This is a genomic window from Streptosporangium sp. NPDC002721, from assembly GCF_042888905.1.
In the GTDB taxonomy this organism is placed as follows: Bacteria; Actinomycetota; Actinomycetes; order Streptosporangiales; family Streptosporangiaceae; genus Streptosporangium.
Window position 1 is genome coordinate 24,726 of the sequence record NZ_JBIAQI010000001.1, and the last position, 17,697, is coordinate 42,422.

15 protein-coding genes are annotated in these 17,697 nt (G+C 72.4%); 6 read left to right on the forward strand and 9 right to left on the reverse strand.

Annotated elements, in window-relative coordinates; genetic code table 11:
- Nucleotides 1-134: 134 nt before the first annotated feature.
- Complete coding sequence (locus tag ACFYWM_RS00110) at nucleotides 135-2,483, reverse strand: VIT domain-containing protein (RefSeq protein WP_389906723.1); 2,349 nt, start codon at nucleotides 2,481-2,483, stop codon at nucleotides 135-137.
- Entirely contained in the window at nucleotides 2,480-3,277 is a 798-nt protein-coding gene (locus tag ACFYWM_RS00115; RefSeq protein ID WP_389906725.1) for a MerR family transcriptional regulator, read from the reverse strand. The genes ACFYWM_RS00110 and ACFYWM_RS00115 overlap by 4 nt, the downstream gene beginning before the upstream one ends.
- Nucleotides 3,278-3,403: 126 nt before the next feature.
- Here ACFYWM_RS00115 and ACFYWM_RS00120 point away from each other — a divergent pair, with 126 nt between their 5' ends.
- Nucleotides 3,404-3,871 (forward strand): DNA starvation/stationary phase protection protein, encoded by a 468-nt coding sequence (locus ACFYWM_RS00120; protein ID WP_362845301.1) that lies wholly within the window; start codon nucleotides 3,404-3,406, stop codon nucleotides 3,869-3,871.
- A gap of 69 nt (nucleotides 3,872-3,940) precedes the next feature.
- Here ACFYWM_RS00120 and ACFYWM_RS00125 read toward each other — a convergent pair whose 3' ends face one another.
- The gene (locus ACFYWM_RS00125; RefSeq protein WP_389906728.1) at nucleotides 3,941-4,288 is read right to left on the reverse strand and encodes a hypothetical protein; all 348 of its coding nucleotides are present in this window, start codon (nucleotides 4,286-4,288) and stop codon (nucleotides 3,941-3,943) included.
- Nucleotides 4,289-4,552: 264 nt separating this feature from the next.
- On the opposite strand from ACFYWM_RS00125, the gene ACFYWM_RS00130 reads away from it, so the two are divergent.
- From ACFYWM_RS00130 to ACFYWM_RS00145, 4 genes are all read left to right on the forward strand, one after another.
- Nucleotides 4,553-5,290 carry a GntR family transcriptional regulator gene (locus tag ACFYWM_RS00130; protein WP_389906730.1) on the forward strand — a complete coding sequence of 246 codons (738 nt, stop codon included), beginning with the start codon at nucleotides 4,553-4,555 and terminating at the stop codon, nucleotides 5,288-5,290.
- Nucleotides 5,291-5,470: 180 nt separating this feature from the next.
- Nucleotides 5,471-5,698, forward strand: coding sequence for a DUF397 domain-containing protein (locus ACFYWM_RS00135; RefSeq protein WP_389906732.1), 228 nt, complete (start codon nucleotides 5,471-5,473; stop codon nucleotides 5,696-5,698).
- A gap of 165 nt (nucleotides 5,699-5,863) precedes the next feature.
- Nucleotides 5,864-6,280 (forward strand): nuclear transport factor 2 family protein, encoded by a 417-nt coding sequence (locus ACFYWM_RS00140; protein WP_389906734.1) that lies wholly within the window; start codon nucleotides 5,864-5,866, stop codon nucleotides 6,278-6,280.
- Between the two features lie 104 nt (nucleotides 6,281-6,384).
- Entirely contained in the window at nucleotides 6,385-7,824 is a 1,440-nt protein-coding gene (locus ACFYWM_RS00145; RefSeq protein ID WP_389906736.1) for a hypothetical protein, read from the forward strand.
- Nucleotides 7,825-7,826: 2 nt separating this feature from the next.
- Here ACFYWM_RS00145 and ACFYWM_RS00150 read toward each other — a convergent pair whose 3' ends face one another.
- The 6 genes from ACFYWM_RS00150 to ACFYWM_RS00175 form a co-directional block, all read right to left on the reverse strand.
- On the reverse strand, nucleotides 7,827-11,138 hold the full coding sequence (locus ACFYWM_RS00150; RefSeq protein ID WP_389906738.1) for a P-loop NTPase fold protein: 3,312 nt from the start codon (nucleotides 11,136-11,138) through the stop codon (nucleotides 7,827-7,829).
- Nucleotides 11,139-11,405: 267 nt separating this feature from the next.
- Entirely contained in the window at nucleotides 11,406-12,257 is an 852-nt protein-coding gene (locus ACFYWM_RS00155; RefSeq protein WP_389906740.1) for an ABC transporter ATP-binding protein, read from the reverse strand.
- Complete coding sequence (locus ACFYWM_RS00160) at nucleotides 12,238-13,272, reverse strand: ABC transporter substrate-binding protein (protein ID WP_389906742.1); 1,035 nt, start codon at nucleotides 13,270-13,272, stop codon at nucleotides 12,238-12,240. Before ACFYWM_RS00160 ends, ACFYWM_RS00155 begins: the two co-directional genes overlap by 20 nt.
- 11 nt (nucleotides 13,273-13,283) lie before the next feature.
- Complete coding sequence (locus tag ACFYWM_RS00165) at nucleotides 13,284-14,117, reverse strand: ABC transporter permease (protein WP_389906744.1); 834 nt, start codon at nucleotides 14,115-14,117, stop codon at nucleotides 13,284-13,286.
- On the reverse strand, nucleotides 14,114-15,196 hold the full coding sequence (locus ACFYWM_RS00170) for an LLM class flavin-dependent oxidoreductase (protein WP_389906746.1): 1,083 nt from the start codon (nucleotides 15,194-15,196) through the stop codon (nucleotides 14,114-14,116). The genes ACFYWM_RS00165 and ACFYWM_RS00170 overlap by 4 nt, the downstream gene beginning before the upstream one ends.
- Nucleotides 15,197-15,533: 337 nt before the next feature.
- On the reverse strand, nucleotides 15,534-16,445 hold the full coding sequence (locus ACFYWM_RS00175) for a GNAT family N-acetyltransferase (protein WP_389906748.1): 912 nt from the start codon (nucleotides 16,443-16,445) through the stop codon (nucleotides 15,534-15,536).
- A 153-nt stretch (nucleotides 16,446-16,598) separates the two neighbouring features.
- Between ACFYWM_RS00175 and ACFYWM_RS00180 the strand changes: the two genes are divergently transcribed.
- Complete coding sequence (locus tag ACFYWM_RS00180) at nucleotides 16,599-17,669, forward strand: lactonase family protein (RefSeq protein ID WP_389906750.1); 1,071 nt, start codon at nucleotides 16,599-16,601, stop codon at nucleotides 17,667-17,669.
- Nucleotides 17,670-17,697 lie beyond the last annotated feature (28 nt).

Below are 17,697 nucleotides of genomic sequence, written 5' to 3' on the forward strand. Positions count from 1 at the left end.
CGGCCCGGGCCGGGGGGGGGGGGGGGGGGGGGGGGGGGGGGGGGGGGGGGGGGGGGGGGGGGGGGGGGGGGGGGGGGGGGGCAAAAAAAAACCCCCCCCCCCCCCCCCCCCACCACCGGGTCACCGGGACGGGATCACCGCTTCCAGAACGGGCGGCGTTTGGCGGGGCCCGCCAGGGACTCCAGGACCTCCTCGGCCCGCCGCCACAGGACGTCCACGTCCCCGCCGGCCCGCAGCTCCTCGGCCAGGGCGGCCAGCTCCGCGTGGCCGCCGAGGTAGACGGCGAGGGCCGCGAGGCGGCTGCCCAGGTCCTCCAGCAGGCGCAGCCGTTCGGCGGCGGGCAGGGAGGCCGCGGCGCGCAGCCGCCTCAGCTCCTCGGCGAGCTGCTCCCTCGGCGGGTCCTGCGGCGCGCCCTGCTTCGGGGCCGCCCCGGCGGGCGCGGGACGCAGCATCCGGGCGCGGTCGTCGAAGCCCCCGGCCGCCGCGTCCTGCGGGATGCCGCCGCCGAGCGGGCTCGCCGCGAACCTCGGAGCGGCGCCGGGAGTGGCCATCCCGGGCGGTCCCATCGGCGCGGGGGGCGGGATCGGGGCCCCGCTCTCGAAGGCCATCGAGGTCATCATCATCGGAGCGGCGGCGACGACCGGGCTCTCCCAGCCGCTGGGCAGCTCCACCGGCTGGATCACCCGGTGCCCCGGGCCGCCCTCGGCGACCACCTGTGTGTCGACCGCGACGAAGGCGGTGAACCGGCAGAGCACGCCGTACCTGAGCGAGGTCTCGACGATCTCGGCCTCCAGCGACCGGTCACCGGCCGCGTAGCGGTCCTCCAGGGCCCGCAGCCGCGCCCGCGCCCAGATCGCCCGTACGGCCGGATTGTCCACCGTGGACGCGGCGACCCTCCGCTCCCACGGCGAGCCGTCGAGGCCCGTGCCCCGTACGGTCAGCGCCCCTGTGGCCGTGCCGCGGTAGCGGCCGAGCACGGTGAGCGGGACGCCCGGGTAGATCGAGCCGACGTGGCTCACCGTCCCGGTGACCAGGTCGAGCCCGTCGGCCTTGAGGGACAGGTCGGTGACCAGGGGGGCGCCGATGCGGCGGTGGATGTGCTCCATCGCCTCGTCCAGCCGGTCCTCGGACTCGACCAGCTCGCACCTGCCCCCGCCCGCCCCGGCCAGCCTGCCCAGGAACCCGGCGTTGACCGCCCTGTCGATGCCGACGGTGTGCACCCGCACCCCGGACAGCCCGGCGGCGGTCCGCTCCAGGATCTGGTCCTCGTTGCCGACCTGCCCGTCGGTGACGAGCACCAGCACCCGGTCCTTGGCGGAGTCGGCGAGCAGCGCGGCGGCCCGCTCCAGCGGGGACAGCATCTCGGTGCCGCCGCGCGCCTCCAGCCTGGCCAGGTGCTCCACGGCCCGGTAGCGGTTGCGGTCGGACGCCTCGGACAGCCCCTCGCCGAGGCCGTCCGGGTACTCCACGACGGTGTCGAAGGAGAGCACCGCGAACCGGTCGTCCGAGGTGAGCGTGTCGACGATGCGCGCGGCGGCACGACGGGCGGCCACCATCTTCCAGCCGGTCATGCTGCCCGAGCGGTCGAGGACGAGCACCACGTCCTTGGCCCGGCCCCCGGCGGGCGCCGGTTCGGGGACGACGGTCAGCGTGAACGTGCCCTCGCTCTCGTCGTCCCCGTCGGGGGCGAGCGCGAGGGAGGTGGAGGCGTCGAAGGCGAGGCGCAGGATGAAGTCGCGGTCCAGCCGCTCACCCGGCTGGAGGCGGATCTCGGTGCCCTCCTCCTGGACCACGTGCAGGCTGGAACGGACCTCGCGCAGCTCCAGCCCCGCCGGGTCGACCGAGACGGCGAGCGACAGGCGGACCGGGTTGGGGAAGCCGGGCAGCAGCACCGGCGGGGTGATCCGGGAGGCGTCGGGGACCGCGTCGGTGTCCGGGGCCCAGCCGTCGCCCGCGCGCTCGCCGTCCAGCGGGGTGCCCGGGATGTAGCGGGGGGCGACGACCAGCGGGAAGCGGAAGGTGGCCGCGCCGTCCTCGTACGGGAGGGGCTGGTTCAGCGTGAGGTGCACGGTGACCCGCTCGCCCGGCACGATGTTGCCGACCCTCATGGTGAAGACGTCCGGCCGGTCCTCCTCGGCGATCGCGGCCCGTTTGCCCTGGGAGATCGCCTGGTCGTAGTCGGCCCTGGCCTGGCCGCGCTCCTTGAGCACGCCCTCGACGACCCGGCCGTCGGCCTCCATCCTGAAGGCGGTCACGGCGGCCCGGTCGGGCAGCGGGAAGACGTACGTCGCCTCAAGAGCCACGTCGTGCGGGTTGCGGAAGCCCTGGACCACCTCGACCCCGGCGCTCAGGCCGGACACGGCGGCGGTGACGTCCACGCTCTCCAGTGGCAGGTTGCCGCGCTCGGTGCTGAGCGCCCCCATCCCGGCGTCGGGGACGGGCAGGCACTCCTCCGGCGGCAGTGTGGTGATCGAAGTGGTCATGCGTGCGTTCCTTCCGGAGGTGTGAGGCCGCGTTCGCGAAGGAGCGACAGGAGCCCCTTCGAGGCGGCGGCGATCTCGGCGAGGTCATCGGGTGTGGGGGCGTGTCCGCCCGTGTCGAGCATCAGCGTCACGCCGTGCGCCAGCCGCACGCCGTGGACGAGCACGGCGTGCGGGGCCTTCGGGCTCTCCGGGGCGGGCGGGGCCTGGACCGGCAGAGCACGTGGGATCGGCAGGGCCGTGGCGGTCGAAGTTTCAGGGGCTTCACCGGACGAGAGCGGAGGGGGCTTCGCCGGAGCGGGGACGACGGCGTCCGCCGTGAGGCCGGTGTCCGACGATGCGGTGGACGGTCCGGCCCAGAAACGCGGGCGCGCCGCCGGAGGAGAGCCGGTCCCGGCCGGAGGCGCGGACGGGCGCCCGGGGGTGTTCTCCGGAAAGTGCTCGGGAGGATGCTCCGGCGGATGCTCCGGCGCGGTTTCCGGTTCCGGTGACGGTTCGGGGAGCCGGGCGATCGACTCCAGGGTCTGGTCGGTGGCCCCGGCCAGCTCAACCTGGATCTCGGCGATGGTCCGGCCGTCGGACTGGCGTCGCTTGACGGCGACGATCTGGAGCAGGTGGCGCCTGCCGTAAACGGCGACGCGGCCCCGGCGGGCCAGCGGGGGGTCGAGGAGGCCGATCGTGGAATACCAGCGGATGAGGCGCTCATTGGGCATGTCCCTCACCCGCCCGTTGAGCTGGGCGGTGGGGGTCAGCGCGGCGGACGCCCGCTCAGCCAGTTCACCGATGGTCCATTCCATGCCTCGATAGTGACACTGTAATCATGACAGTGTCAACATGCTGGCTGGAGTAAAGGTGCAGGTGGGTGGGTACGGACATTGCGTACCAAAGGGGAAATTAAGCTCGAAACAGGGGGAGGACGCTTCATGTCCGCGATCACCAGCCCGCTCACGCCAGAAGACAAGAAGACCATCGCCGTCGTGCTCCAGGGGGCTCTCGTCGACCTGCTCGACCTGTCGCTCCTGACCAAGCAGGCCCACTGGAACGTGATCGGCCACAACTTCCGGTCGCTGCACCTGCAGCTCGACAAGATCGTCTCGTCGGCCAGGAAGCACGCGGACACCGTCGCCGAGCGCGCGGTGGCCCTCGGGTGCAACCCCGACGGCCGGGCCTCCACGCTGACGAGCACCAGCGAGGTGCCGCAGCTGGAGTCGGGTTACCTCAACGACGGCAAGGTCGTGGCCGCCATGACGGACATCCTCGGGTCCATCATCCGCCGGATGCGCGAGCGCATCGAGGCGGCCGAGCAGCCCGACCTGGTCACCCAGGACCTCCTCATCGAGATCACGCAGGACCTGGAGAAGCACCACTGGATGATCGAGGCCCAGCGCTAGACCGTCCTTCGAGACGCCCCGGCCCGTGAGGGCCGGGGCGTCTTTCTCTGCTCCCGGCGCCTCCGGACGCTATGGCATGAGGTTCTTCGCGTCGCCGCCCCCGAGCCAGACAAGCTCGGAGTGAAACCGCCGCGCGGCACTGCGCGCGCTCGTCCACCGGCCGAACCCATGACCGTTCGCCCCGATGGTCGCCGCAGTCCCGCCGGGCAACGTCAGCCCGTAGGCGACCACCTCCACGACGGCTTTTTCGTCATCCCCCGCGTACTCCTGGATCAGGGCGAACAGGCGCGGTAGCTCACCCGTCGGAAGGCGCGTTTCTTCGCGAGGGTGTTCCGGCTCCGTGTCGTGTGTGAGATGGTCGCCGACGCCTGGAGCGTGGCAGGCAGACGGTTGGTCGAACTCAAGGGAACGTTCCACGAGAAGTGCTCTCTTTCTGCCTGACGCCTGTGAAGGCCGCCCGATTTGAACACGTTTCGGTCAACTGCAGGGAGAGGTGGCGTCTGTGGCGCATCGTCAATTTTGGGGCTTTCGATCCTTCGACCTTGAAGGGGTCGCCCGAGGCTTTGTCATGTAAACGCGGATTGGCCTGCCTGTTCTTTGGCCTGCGGCAGCTCTATGGTGTTCTAGAGCACCAGTGAAGTCAATGGCTGATTCAGAGTGCACTAGAACAGGGGTTCCGACATGGCTGACCGCCCGCAGGCTATGGCTCCGTACAAGCGGATCGCCGCGCAGATCAGGGCCAGGATCGAGAGCGGGGAGATCCGGCCGGGTGACCGCGTTCCGTCGGTGCGGGAGATCATGCGGGACGAAGGGGTGTCCACCGCGACCGCCACCCGGGTCGCGGCCGTGCTGCGGGCGGAGGGGTACGCGGAGTCGGTTCCGGGGATCGGCACCCTGGCCAGCCTGCCGAAGAAGATCACGGCAGGTTCCGATCGTCTTCGAATGCTGCGGGCGAGCGGGAGCGGCTACCGCGAGGGTGAGCGAGTCGAGATCTTGAGCGCCGGCCTCGTCCCGGCGTCCGAGGTGGTCGCGGACGCGCTGGGGGTCGAAGAGGGAGCCGCCGTCGTCCAGCGCCGTCGCGCCTACTACGACGACAGAGGGCTCGTGGCGCTGTCCACCTCGTGGCTTCCGGGTGAGCTGAGCCAGGTGGTGCCCGAACTGCTGATCGCGGAACCACTTCCGAGAATGACTTTCGGGCTGGTCGAGGACAGGGCGGGCCGACGGGCCGTCCGGCGGCGCGACCTCGTCGCCATCAGGCCGGTTCCCGAGGACGTCGCCCCGATCCTCGGCGTGGAAAGCGGTCTGCCGGCACTCACCATGACCAATCTCTACTGGGACCAGCACGACGAGGTGACCGAGTACGCCGTGGACTTTCTCGGCCCCGGCCGCGAGCTCTCGGCTGACCACACCCTGGAGTAGCCCTCTTTTTCTCCATCGCTGATATCGGCGTTCACAAAAGTGTGGTCCGAGAGATCGATGTCGCGAGCTTCGCGTGAGCGTACGATCCCCGCGAAGTGCCGCTCTCATTACGGATGAGTTCGCGACCGTCATCCGAGCTGTGGCCAGCCATCTCAGACGAGTGAGAGGGAGGAGCACGTGATGATCAGTCCTGAGGAACTGGCCGATGTGGCCTGGCACATCAGCACCAGGAGCGCCGACAGCAACGGTCAGTGTGTCGAGGCCGGTCCGTTAGCCGACGGCAGCGGACGTGTCGCCGTACGGCACAGCCGCCGTCCCGAGGCCGAGGTGATCGTCTACAGCCGGGCCGAGTGGGAGGCGTTCGTCGGCGGCGTCAAGGACGGGGAGTTCGACTTCCCCGCCCGCTGACCGTACCGGCTCACGACAAGGCGCGACCTCGAATGACGGTCCGGCGGTTCGGAACGATTGGACACGATCGAATTCGACGGGCGCCTGCTGGTCCCGCCCTTTACGAGCTCCGTTCTACCTCGGTGGTAATCGACGGGCGACGCCCGGAACCGAGAGGCTTGCGGCATGAGTGGTGAAACCCGTGACATCGTGGAGGAACTGCTGCGTCGGATGGCCGAGGGCGATCACGACCGTACAGCGGAGTTGTTCGCCGAGCCGGTCGACTGGCGGCTCGCCTGGCCGGCCGAGGGGCATCCGGCGGTGCCGTGGATTCGCCCACGGTCCGGCCGGGCCGAGGTGGCGGACCATTTCCGGTCGCTGGAGGCCCATCACGTACCCGAGCTGAACGGCACGTCGGTGACGCGGATCCTGGTCGACGGGGCGGACGCCGTCGTGCTCGGGGAGATCGCGCAGACGGTACGGGACGGCGGGGCCGCGTACACCTCACCGTTCGCGTTGCATCTCACCGTCGAGGACGGGCTCGTCACCCGCTTCCACATCTACGAGGACAGTCTTACGGTCGCGCGGGCCCTCGGCGCTTGAACGCGATCGCCGAGGGGCTCATTCCGTAATACCGCGCCGCACGCTGTTCCGGCGGAACTCCCATCCCAGGATGGCCCGGCATTCCGGCTGTAGGCTCCCGTCCCGTGCCGAAACGATCATCGATTCTCTGGGGAGCGGCGATTCTGGCCGCCCTGGCTCCCGATGTCTATTTCCGGATCAAGGCGATGGCGTCCGGCACGGGGAGCGGCGGCGGTGGCGTCTGGATCACGTTCGCGTCCTGCGAGGGGCACCGGATCGGCTTCTGGCTGAACGGGCTGCTCGACCCGCTCTGGGACCTCCCCCTCCTGTGGTTCGGATCCGCGCCGCTGATCGTCCTCGCATGGGGAGGCTCGCTGCTGGGCGAACGTGCCGGACGTCCAAGGATCGGCCGGATCCTGGGACGCCTCGTCGCCCTGGTGATGATCGTTCGCTATCTCCCGTCCCTGCTGCTGCTCGTGATCGACATGTCCGGCGATCCCCGATGCGCGGACGCCTGGGGGCCGGGACTGACGATCTGGGGTGTCACGCGGGATCTCTGCCGCCTGGCCTCCGCGATCCTGGTGCTCCTCGCTGTCCGTTCTTCCCGTACCCCGAGGAACGGCCTCACCCGTACGGCGATCGTGGTGCCGCTGGTGATCGCGGTGCTCCTCGGCGCGGTGGGCGACGCCGCGCGGGGGAAGGTGAGCGACGGGTCGGCGCTCGACTGCGCCGGATTCGGCGACGGTACGGTCTCGGGGCTGGACAAGAGCGAGAAGGAGTTCCTGTGCCGGATCCGGGACGACTACAGGTGGGGCATCTCGGCGCTGGAGGACATGCCCGACCGCGATCTTCTCGCGTACGGCCGAGGGCTGTGCGACCTGGCGGTGCGCCACGGGGGAGGCGACGTCGACGCGCCCGCCGTGGCGGAGGCGATCGGTGAGTTGCACAGCGACCTGCTTGCGGGGGCGCTGAGCCTGTTGTGCCCCGAGGTGGCCGAGGTGCAGCAGGAGAAGGGGCGGCGGGCACAAGAGGAGAGTGACGCCTACTTCGCGGCGGCGGAGCGGGCCTGTGCCGCCCATCCCCGGCACCGGCCGAGGATCGCACCGGTACGGCAGGCCCGCGCGACCATGTGGACGGAGTTCTGGGAGATCCACGCCTGGGACGAGGGGAACGAGGGCGCCGAGGTCGACGGCCGGGTGGCCGACCTGGTGGGCAGCGAACCCGGCGCGCTGGGCATCTGGGCGGCGGATGAGGGCGGTCACGCGTGCGTGACCGGTGAGTCCTACCGGCGTCGGCCGCCGGTGGAGACCCGGGGGTGGGAACAGGTCGTCGAGGTCGGTTACCGGACGGGGACGGGAGTCCTGTCCATCGTGGACGTCGAGGGTCATGAACTCCCCGATCTCACGGCCGGCGGCCCGGGGGACTACCGGGTCCGGGTCCATGTCCGGGGGCGCGAGGCCGTACGGGAGAACTACGACGTCCCCGACGGCACCGTCCAGCTGCTGATCATGGTGTTTCCGGGGAAGGCGAAGGAGCCCAGGATCTACCGCGACTCCCTGTCGTGAGCTCAGAGGAGATAGCGGGCCAGGTCGGCGATGGGGTGGGGGCCGGAGAGCAGGTCGCGCAGGGCGTCCAGGTGGGGGTCGCCGAAGGTGTGGTGGGCGGTGAGGCCGGTGTCGTGGACGGCCCGCTCCCAGACCCCGTCGTCGTTCGCCGCCTCCTCCAGCCGCCGCAGCACGCTCGCCCCGTCCGTCTCGGCGGCCAGCAGCGTGAGCAGGTGCGGCCACTGGACCGCCAGAGCCGCGAGCTTGGCGACCTCGCCGTCCGAGGCGGGGGCCGCCCCGGCGAGGGCGCGGCGGTAGGTCAGGAACGAGTAGAAGCGGAACACGTTCACGTACCGCTTGATCTCGCGCGGGTTGAAGAACGTCAGGGCCGGGAGCACGAACTCGATCGCCCGGTAGGCGTTCTCGTCGCTGTAGAGGTCGTCGAAGACCCGGTCGGCGGCCTCGCGGGTCGCCGCGCACAGGCCGCCGACGGCGTCGGAGCACTCGATGCCGAGGGCGTCCTGCGCCAGCCGCGCCGCCTCGTCGAGGGTCGTCGTGGTCGGGCGCAGCGCCCAGATGGCGTCCTGCAACCGGCTCACCTGGACCGGGTCCGGCGGTTCCGGCGCCCGCGCTCCGGGGCCGGGCGTCTCCACCGGCGTTCGCGGCCCGGATCCCTGCGGCCCCGGCCCGAATCTCTGCGACTCCGGCCCGAATCCCTGCAGCTCCATCGTCGCCCGCAGCCCGAGCCCGGGTATCTCCACCGGTGTCCGCAACCTGGGCACCGGTGCCCGCAGTCCCGGCACGGCCGCTCCCGGTGGCGGGGTGATGCCGGGAAAGCCCGGTGTGACCGCGTCGAGCGGGGAGGGCCGTGCGGGAGGCAGGGGACCGCGCGAGCGCGGTCCGGCCGGATCCGGTGGCGGGTCGAGCCGTTCCAGGGCGGCTGAGGGGCCCGCCGGACGCGGTCCGGCCGGATTCGGTGTCCGTGTGGTGTCCGGGGCGACCGGGGGTACCTCGGGAGCACCATAGGGGAAGGTCGCGGGCCTCATGACGTCCGGCACGCCCAGCAGGGCACGTACGAAGGCGGGCAGCCGGTCGGCGTCGTCCAGCAGCGGCACGCTCAGCGGGAGCTGAACGATCTTCTCCAGGAACCGCCAGCCCAGCCCCGACCGCCCGCCGCCCGGCAGCGTCTCCGCCAGTTCCGGGTAGGCGGCCTCGACGTGTGCCACGACCACCTCCGGTTCCATGGCCAGCACGAACACGCAATTGGGGAACTCCCCGGCCAGGAACAGGTTGATCGCCTCGATGACCTGCGCCACCGTTCCCGGCGAGCAGCGGTCCAGGTCGTCCACGAACACCACCAGCGGGCGCTCCTCGGTGGCGACGAGGTCGAGGACCTGCCGCATGTCTGTCTGCACCAGGTGCAGGAAACCGGTCCTGGAGCGGTACCCGGGGGTGGGCGCGACCTCGTTGGCGAACCCGTCGGCCGCGCCGGGGCCGAGCAGGTCGGGCTGGGTGACCAGGCCGCGGAACGCGTTGTCCGCCGACTCCCCGAAGAACCGCGCCAGCCGCAGCGCGCCCGCGGCCACCACCACCGCCGACCCCGCGGAGCCGACGGCCGCCGCGGCGTTGCCCAGGAAGGCGCCGAGCGCGGGCAGCAGCGCGGCGGCGCCCAGGAGCGCCCCGGTGAGGACGACGGTGGCGACCAGGCCGAGGGCCACCGGCGCCAGGCGGGTCATCGCCAGGTGGTACGCGCGCCTGCGGACCGCCTCGCGGTCGATCCTGGACAGGTGCAGCTCCAGCCAGAACCGTTCCCGCTCGGCGCGGGGCAGCCGCCGGGTGACCTGGGTGATGATCTCGTGGGCGAGCCCGGCCCAGACCTGCTCGCCGCTCTGGTACATCCACGGGTTGAACCAGACCGTGGGCCGCCAGTCCGCCGGACGCAGCGGGAGCGGGCCCGGCTCGGCCTGCCCGGCGCTCTCCCGGGGGCGCCGTCCCGTCCTGGCGAGCACCTCGGCGTTGGTCAGGGTCCGCTCCGCGCGGGAGCCCGGCAGGTGGATCGGGGCGGGGGCGTCCCCGGCGGCCCCGGGGTCCAGCAGGTCCTGGATCATCCGCATCAGCGAGGTCTTGCCCGCCCCCCAGGGCCCCTTCACGCCGATCGTGAGCGGGGGCCGGGTCTCGGGGTGGCGGACGAACGCGGCGATGGCCTCGGCGTAGACCCGGTGCCCGAGCTGGTCCTCGGTGGTCCACCGGTCGGCGGTGAGCCTGGCCCTGGGCCGTACCGTCCGCAGCCCCGCCCGGCGGCGGCGCAGCAGCGCGGAGGTCTGGGCCCGCTCGGCCGCCGACAGCCGCGAGTGGCCGAAGGTCCGCACGTCCGGGTGGACGAACGTGGTCGTCTCGCCCAGCAGGCCCCAGTGCCTCAGCTCGGCGGCGTCGCCGAGGATCTCGTCGATCGGCTCGTCCTCGTCGAGCAGGGCCGCCCTGCGCAGGATCTCCCTGGCGGGCTCGCTCAGGTGCAGCTCGTACACCCGCCGGACGATCTCGATCCCGCAGGCGGGCGGGGCGTGGTCGCCGAGCCGCGCCAGGACGCGGGCGAAGGCGGCGTGCGGCACGGCGGCGGTGTCCCGCGCCGGGGTCAGGGCGACACCCGCGACGGCGCCGTACGAGATCAGGATGGGCGTGCGGGCGGCCGAGACGGACGCGTAGCGGGCGAGCGCGTAGGCGTGCAGGTCCCCGACGCTGATCGTCCCGTCCCCGTCGAGGTCGGCGGCCCGCGTCGTGAGGCCCTCCGCGATGACGTCGGTCAGCGTGCGCACCGGGCCCGGTACCGTCTCGTCGAGCCTCAGCGTGAGGGTGAGGGCCGCCGCGGCCACCCTCGGCTCCCCGGCCACGGCGAGCTGCCTGACCGGTTCCGCGGAGCCGTCCAGGGCGCTCCAGCCGAAGTCGACGATCATCAGTACGGCGGCCGCCAGCGACTCGCCGACCTGCCGCCCGAACGCGCCGATCATCGACCCCAGCTGTCCCGAGGTCCAGCCGCCGTCGGCGGGCAGCCGGATCACCAGCAGGTCGCCCTCCCGCGCCGAGCGCAGCAGGTTCCACACGCGCTCGCCGTCGGCGCCCGCCCCCTCGCCGGTCTCGGCCTCGACGGTGAACCCCTCGGCGCGCAGGGCGCTCACCAGCCGCGCGTCCGGCGAGGTCGGGGTCGGGGGTGAGGTCTGGGCCGAGGACGAGGCCGGAGGTGAGGGCGGGGGAGAGTCGAGGAAGACGAGAGCTCGGCGGGTGCCCACGTGGGGCGTGGTCTCGAAGACTGGATTCGCGAACGCGAGTCCCTCGCTCAACGGTCCTCCCGATCTGACGGCGGTCATTCCACTGTGGACGCGTCAGACGGGACAGATGGCGATCTTGGCGATAGGTCGACCTGTTTTGACGGATGTTTGCCCGTAGGTTTCTGCAAAGTTTGCTGCGGGGGAGCCCGGAGGCGTCACCGGCCCCTCCGCCGCAGGGCGGCCCGGTCTCGTCGAATCACAGGGATCCTTCGCCACCGGGCGGTGTGGCCTTCCCGAATCACCGGCCCTTCAGCCGACGGGCGGCGTGGCTCCGCTGGATCACCGGTCCCCTCCGCCGACGGGTGACGCGGCCTCCCTGACCACCTCCGTCAGTTCCTCGCGCAGCCCGGCGAAGAGGGGGTCGGTGCGGGGATGGTCGCCGCGGGGCAGGTCCGAGGCGCGGTCGAAGATCACCCGGCCCGGCCTGCCGCTCAGCGCGAGCACGCGGGTGCCGAGGTAGACGGCCTCGTCCACGCTGTGGGTGATGAACACCACCGTCGTGCCCGCCCGCCGCCACAGCTCGCGGACCTCCTCCTGCATGCGTTCCCTGGTGAAGGCGTCCAGGGCGGCGAACGGCTCGTCCATCAGCAGCAGCGCGGGGCCGGGGGCGAGGGCGCGGGCGATCGCCGCGCGCTGCTGCATGCCCCCCGACAGCTCGTACGGCCTGGCCCTGGCGACGTCGGCCAGCCCGGTCAGCTCCAGCAGCTCGGCCACCCGCTCGCGCCGCGCGGCCCTGGGCAGGCCGCGCAGCCCGAAACCGACGTTCCCCTCGACCGAGAGCCAGGGGAAGAGCCGGTGCTGTTGGAACACGTACCCTCTGGCCGGGTCGGGGCCCGACACCGGCCCGCCGGAGGCCGTGATGGCTCCCGCCGACGGCGCGGTGAAGCCCGCCACCAGCCGCAGCAGCGTGCTCTTGCCGCACCCCGAGGGGCCCACGACCGTGACGAACTCCCCGGCGGCGATCTCCAGGTCGATCGGGCCGAGCGCGTCGACCGTCCCGGCGCGTCCCCGGTAGGAGTGCGACACCCCGGCGAGCGCGAGCGCCGTGTCCCGGGGGGCCGCCGTGCTCACGTCGCTCGCCGCACCGGGGGCCGAGCCCGCGCGGGCGGTCTCAGCTTCCGGCGAAGGCATCCGCGAGCTCCTGCGTGGCCAGGCCCTTCTGGAAGACGCCCAGCTCCGGTACGGCGTCCACCTTCTTCTGTCCCTTGAGGAACTCGGCCGAGCTCCGCAGGTTCTCGGCGAACCTGCCGGGAGCCGAGGGGGTGCCGAGATACTCGGCGGAACGCTGCTCGCTCGCGTCGAGGAGGACGAGCTGGCCGAGCTGGCGCCCGGCCTCCGCCGGGTCGAGGTTGAGCTGGCGGCCGATGGCCGCGGCGGCGGCGTCCTTGTCGCTCCTGGCCAGCTTGACCGCGCGGTCCTGCTGCTGGAGCCAGACGTGCAGCGCCTTGGGGTACTTCTTCGCGAAGTCGTCGCTCACCACCGCGAGGTCGGCGGTGAGCTTGCCCCGCCGGGCCAGCTCGCGGCTGGTGACCAGCGTCGTGCCGCCGTTCTTCTGCAGCTCGGCCAGGGTGGGCGTCCAGACGTACGCGGCGTCGATGTCACCGCGCTGCCAGGCGGCCTGGATGTCCGGCGGCTCCATGTCGAGGATCTTCACGTCGGCCTCCGACAGCCCGGCCTCCTCCAGCGCGGCGAGCAGGCTGTAGTGGGTGGTCGAGGCGAAGGGGGCCGCGACCCGCTTGCCCGCGAGCCCCTTGACGTCGGTCACGCCGCCCCGGGCGACGAGCGCCTCGTTGTCCCCGATCACGTCGAAGATCCACGGCACCCGGTACGGGATGTTCAGGGGCGCCGACAGGCCGCGGGTGACCGGGCTGCTGCCCGCCAGCCCGATGTCGAGCGATCCGGCGATCATCGCGGTGTTCACGTCGCCGCCCGAGTCGAACTTGCTCCACGTGATCTTGGTGTTGGGGAGCGCCTTCTCCAGCCACTGCTGGTCCTTGACGATCAGGTCCCCGTTGGGAATGAGCTGGTAGCCGATGCGCAGGGTCGCGGGGGAGCCGTCGGCGGCGGGCTTGGCCTCCTCCGTACCGGACCCGCAGGCGGTCAGGGCGAGGGCGGCGGCGGTCAGGGCGAGGATCATGCGTTTCATGGGGGTCTTTCCTAGGTACGGCCGCGCCAGGGCACCAGGCGGCGGTCCAGCGTTTGCAGGAGGAAGTCGATGAGCAGGCCGGACAGGCCGATGACGATGATCCCGAGCACCACCACGTCCGTCTGGTTGTAGCGCTGGGCGTCGCGGACCATGCCGCCGATGCCGGGCACGCCGTTCACGGTCTCGGCGGCGACCACGGTGGTGTACGCGACGCCCACGGCCACCCGTACCCCCGTGATGATCTCGGGCAGCGCGCTCGGCAGCACCACCCGCAGGGGCAGCTCGTGCCGTCGGGCGCCCAGCGAGCGGGCGGCGTTCAGGTAGTCCTCGTGCACCCCGCGCACGGCGTCGGCGGTGGCCACCGCGACCGGCGGGAGCGCGGCCAGCAGCAGGAGCCAGATCTTGGGTTCCTCGTCGATGCCGAACCAGATCACCAGCAGGCTGAGGTACGCCAGCGGCGGCAGGGTGCGCACGAACGTGACCAGCGGCCCCAGCAGCGCGCGCAGCGTGGGGACCATGCCGATCAGCAGTCCCAGCGCGATGCCGCCGGTCACCCCGTACAGGCAGCCGAGCAGGATGCGGCGCAGGCTGGTGAGCAGGTGCTCCTGGAGGGTGTAGCCGCTCACCCCCTCGACGGTGGTGCGCAGGAACTGGTCCCAGACCGCGACGGGCTCGGGCACGAAGACCGGCGGCCAGATCCCGGCCATGGCCACGGCCTGCCAGATCGCGACCAGCGCGACGATCGCCCCGGCCCGCAGCGCCAGGGCCCGCCAGAACCCCGCCGCGGGACGGGCACGGGTCTGGAGACGGGGCCGGGAACGGGGAGGGGAGGTGAGAACGCTCACGCGACGAGCGCGGGAGCCGCCAGCAGGGGGAGGACGAAGTCGCCCACCCGCCAGGCCTCCTCCAGGTGCGGCCAGCCGGACAGCACGAACTCCGACAGGCCCAGGTCGGCGTACTCGCGGACGCGCTCGGCGACCTCCGCGTAGCTGCCGACCAGCGCGGTTCCGGCGCCCTCCCTGACCAGCCCGACCCCGGCCCAGAGGTTGGGCGAGATCTCCAGCGCGTCGGCGGAGCCCCCGTGCAGGTCGGCCATGCGGCGCTGCCCCACGGAGTCCATCCGGGCGAACCGCGCCTGGGCGGCGGCGATCCTCTCGGGGTCCATGCCGTCGAGCAGGCGCCGGGCGTGCGCCCAGGCCTCCTCGGCGGTGTCGCGGGCGATGACGTGCAGCCGGATGCCGAACCGCAGCTCGCGGCCCGCCTCGGCGGCGAGCTTGCGCATCCTGGCGACCCTCTCGGCGATCATCGCCGGGGGCTCGCCCCACATCAGGTAGACGTCCGCCCCGGCGGCGGCCACCCGCTCGGCGGCGGGGGAGGCGCCGCCGAAGTAGATGTCGGGGGTGTCGAGGAGCGGTGTGGCGAGTCCTCCCCCCGACACCCGGTAGTGGGCACCCTGGTGGTCGAACGGCTCGCCCGCCCAGGTGCGCCTGAGCACCTCGATGAACTCGCCGGTGCGCTCGTAGCGGGCGTCGTGGTCGAGGAAGTCGCCGTAGGCGCGCTGCTCGCGGGGATCGCCGCCGGTGACCACGTTGAGCAGCAGCCGCCCCCCGCTGATCTCCTGGAGGGTCTGCGCCTGCTGGGCGAGCAGCGTGGGCAGGGTGAAGCCGGGCCGGAAGGCCACCAGCAGCTTGAGCCGCTCGGTCCGGGCCGCGACGGCGCTGCACGCCACCAGCGGGTCGGGGCATCCCGCTCCCACCGGGGTCAGCGCCGCCTCGAAACCGGCCGCCTCGGCGGCGCGGGCCACCTGGGACAGGTAGTCGAGCGTCGCGGGCCTCGCCGCGGCGCCTCCCGCCGCGACGGTGGTCGTGGCGGGCCTGACGTGATGGCCGTCGCCGGTGGTCGGCAGGAACCAGTGCAAGCGCATCTTCGCCTCATTGGGCTCATACGGAACGGGGTGGTGCCCCCGATATTAACCACATAATACCTATCTATAAAGAGGGAATTAGGGCGGGGTTGGAGACGGTCCCTGAGCAGGGCTCTTGAACCGGTGGCCGACCGGCCGGGGGCCGGTTGGAGCCTTCGCCGCCCCACGTGGCGGGTTCGCCGCGAAGGCGAGGGCGCTTGGAGGTCGCGGGTTCAGGTGAGGGTGAAAGCTCTCGGAGGTCACGGGTTCAGGTGGGGGTGAAGGTCCTCAGGGGTCACGGGTTCAGGTGGGGCGAGGGCCCTCGGGGGGCGCGGGTCCAGATGGGGGCGAGGGGCGCTCAGAGGTCGCGGGCCCAGATCTCCTCGACGAAGGTGTCGCCGTCCGCGCCCCGCTCCTTCTCGACCAGCTCGAAGCCCGTCGCCCGGTAGATGCGCCTCGCGCCCACCAGGACGTCCCTGGTCCACAGCATCATCCGCCGGTAGCCGGCGGCCCTGGCGAAGCGCACGCACTCCTCCACGAGCCGGGTGCCGATGCCCAGGCCGCGCGCGGACGGCTCGACCAGCAGCATCCGCAGCTGCGCGGTCTCGTCGTCCTTGCGCACGCAGAAGACGCACCCGGCGCGCTCGCCGTCCACCTCGGCGATCCAGCCCGCCTCGCGCCGGGGGTCGTGATCGTCCGCGTAGTCGGCCACGATCCTGGCCACCATCGCCTCGAAGTCCATCCCCCAGCCCTGCTCCTGGCTGTAGAGGGTGCCGTGCCGGTAGACCACCCAGCCGAGGTCGCCGGCGCGCGGCGGGCGGATGACGTAGGGCCGGTCCGTCCTCGGCTCCCGGCCGAGGATCCCCTCGATCGTCGCCATGCTCGCGACCAGCCGCCCGCGGTCCTCGTCGCTCACCCCGGCCAGCAGGTCGCGTACCTCCTCCGCCGCGCGCTCGTCGAAGCCCGCGAACCTGGCCCTGCCCTCGGCGGTCAGCTCGACCACCTGCCGCCGTGCGTCGGCGGCGGAACGCGCGCGCACCACCAGGCCCTCGCCCTCGAACCTGCCGAGCATCCGGCTGAGGTATCCGGCGTCGAGCCCGAGCAGCCTCCGCAGCTCGCCCGTCTCCATCCGGCCCGCCCGGTCCAGCTCGAACAGCACCCGCACCTCGGTCAGCGAGTAGGGGCTGTCCAGGACTCCCTGGTGCAGCACGCCGATCAGCCGTGTGTAGAAGCGGTTGAAGGCGCGGACGTCCGCGACGTGTCTCTCCATGCTTGACAGAATCAACCAATTCGTTGACGGAGTCAATGAACTAATCGACCTGGCCTCCTGTGAGATCCACGGTCGGCTGCGCTAACTTCGCACTTTGCCTGAGAACGGATGATGAGCGGGGGCGGCGCGTGCCGCGCCCATGGTGGGAGCATGATGGCTGAGGTCGCGTACGTCGGCGGATACACCCCGGACACCAACGGGTCCGGGCCGGGGATCACCCTGGTCGAGCTGGGGAGCCTCGCGCGGCTCGGGGAGACGGCGTCCTCCGGCCCCTCCTTCCTCGCCGTCCACCCCACCCTTCCGGTCCTCTACGCGGTGGGGGAGAGCGAGCGCGGCACGGTCGGCGTCTTCGCCCGCGCCGGGGACGGCACGCTGAGCCCGCTCGCGCAGCGGCCCAGCGAGGGGTCGGCCCCCTGTCACCTGGCGGTGGACCCCACCGGCACGCGCCTCGCGGTGGCCAACTACGGCGACGGCACGGTCAGCGTCCACGGTATCGACGGATCCGGCCTGCTGACCGACGTGTGGATCTTCCCCTACCGCGAGGGCGCCCACGCCCACCAGGCGGTCTTCGGCCCCGACGGGGTGCTGTACGTCAGCGACCTGGGCTCCGACGAGGTCCGCCGCTACCTGGTCGGGGACGAGGTGGTCCCGCACCCCGCCGGTCCGGTGCGGCTCGCCTCCGGCATGGGCCCCCGGCACATGGCCTGGTGGGAAGGTCACTGGTACGTGGCGGGGGAACTGGACGGCACCGTGCGCGTCTACGAGGTCTCCGACGGGCTTGACGGCACCGAGGGCCTCGACGGCTCCGACGGCTCCGACGGCTCCGACGGCTCCGACGGGTCCGACGGGTCCGACGGGTCCGACGGGTCCCGGGGGCCCGGCGCCTCCGGCGGGGAGTGGCGCGAGATCGCCGCCGTCCCGGCCAGCGGGAGGGTGGGGCACAACCAGCCCTCGCACCTGGAGGTCTCCGGCGGGCTCGTCTACGTCGCGAACCGGGGACCCGACACGATCTCGGTCTTCGCGGGACCCGGGCTGGACCCGGTGGCGGAGGTCCCCTGCGGAGGTGCCTGGCCGAGGCACTTCGCCATCGCCGACGACCGCGTGTACGTGGCCAACCAGCGCTCGGACGACATCGCCGTGCTCCCGCTCAAGGGGGGCGTACCGCAGCCCGTGGAAGGGGTCTTCGCCGTCGGCACCCCCTCCTGCGTGCTGCCCCTGCCTTGACGCGCTCCCCGGCCTGAAGGCCGGGGAT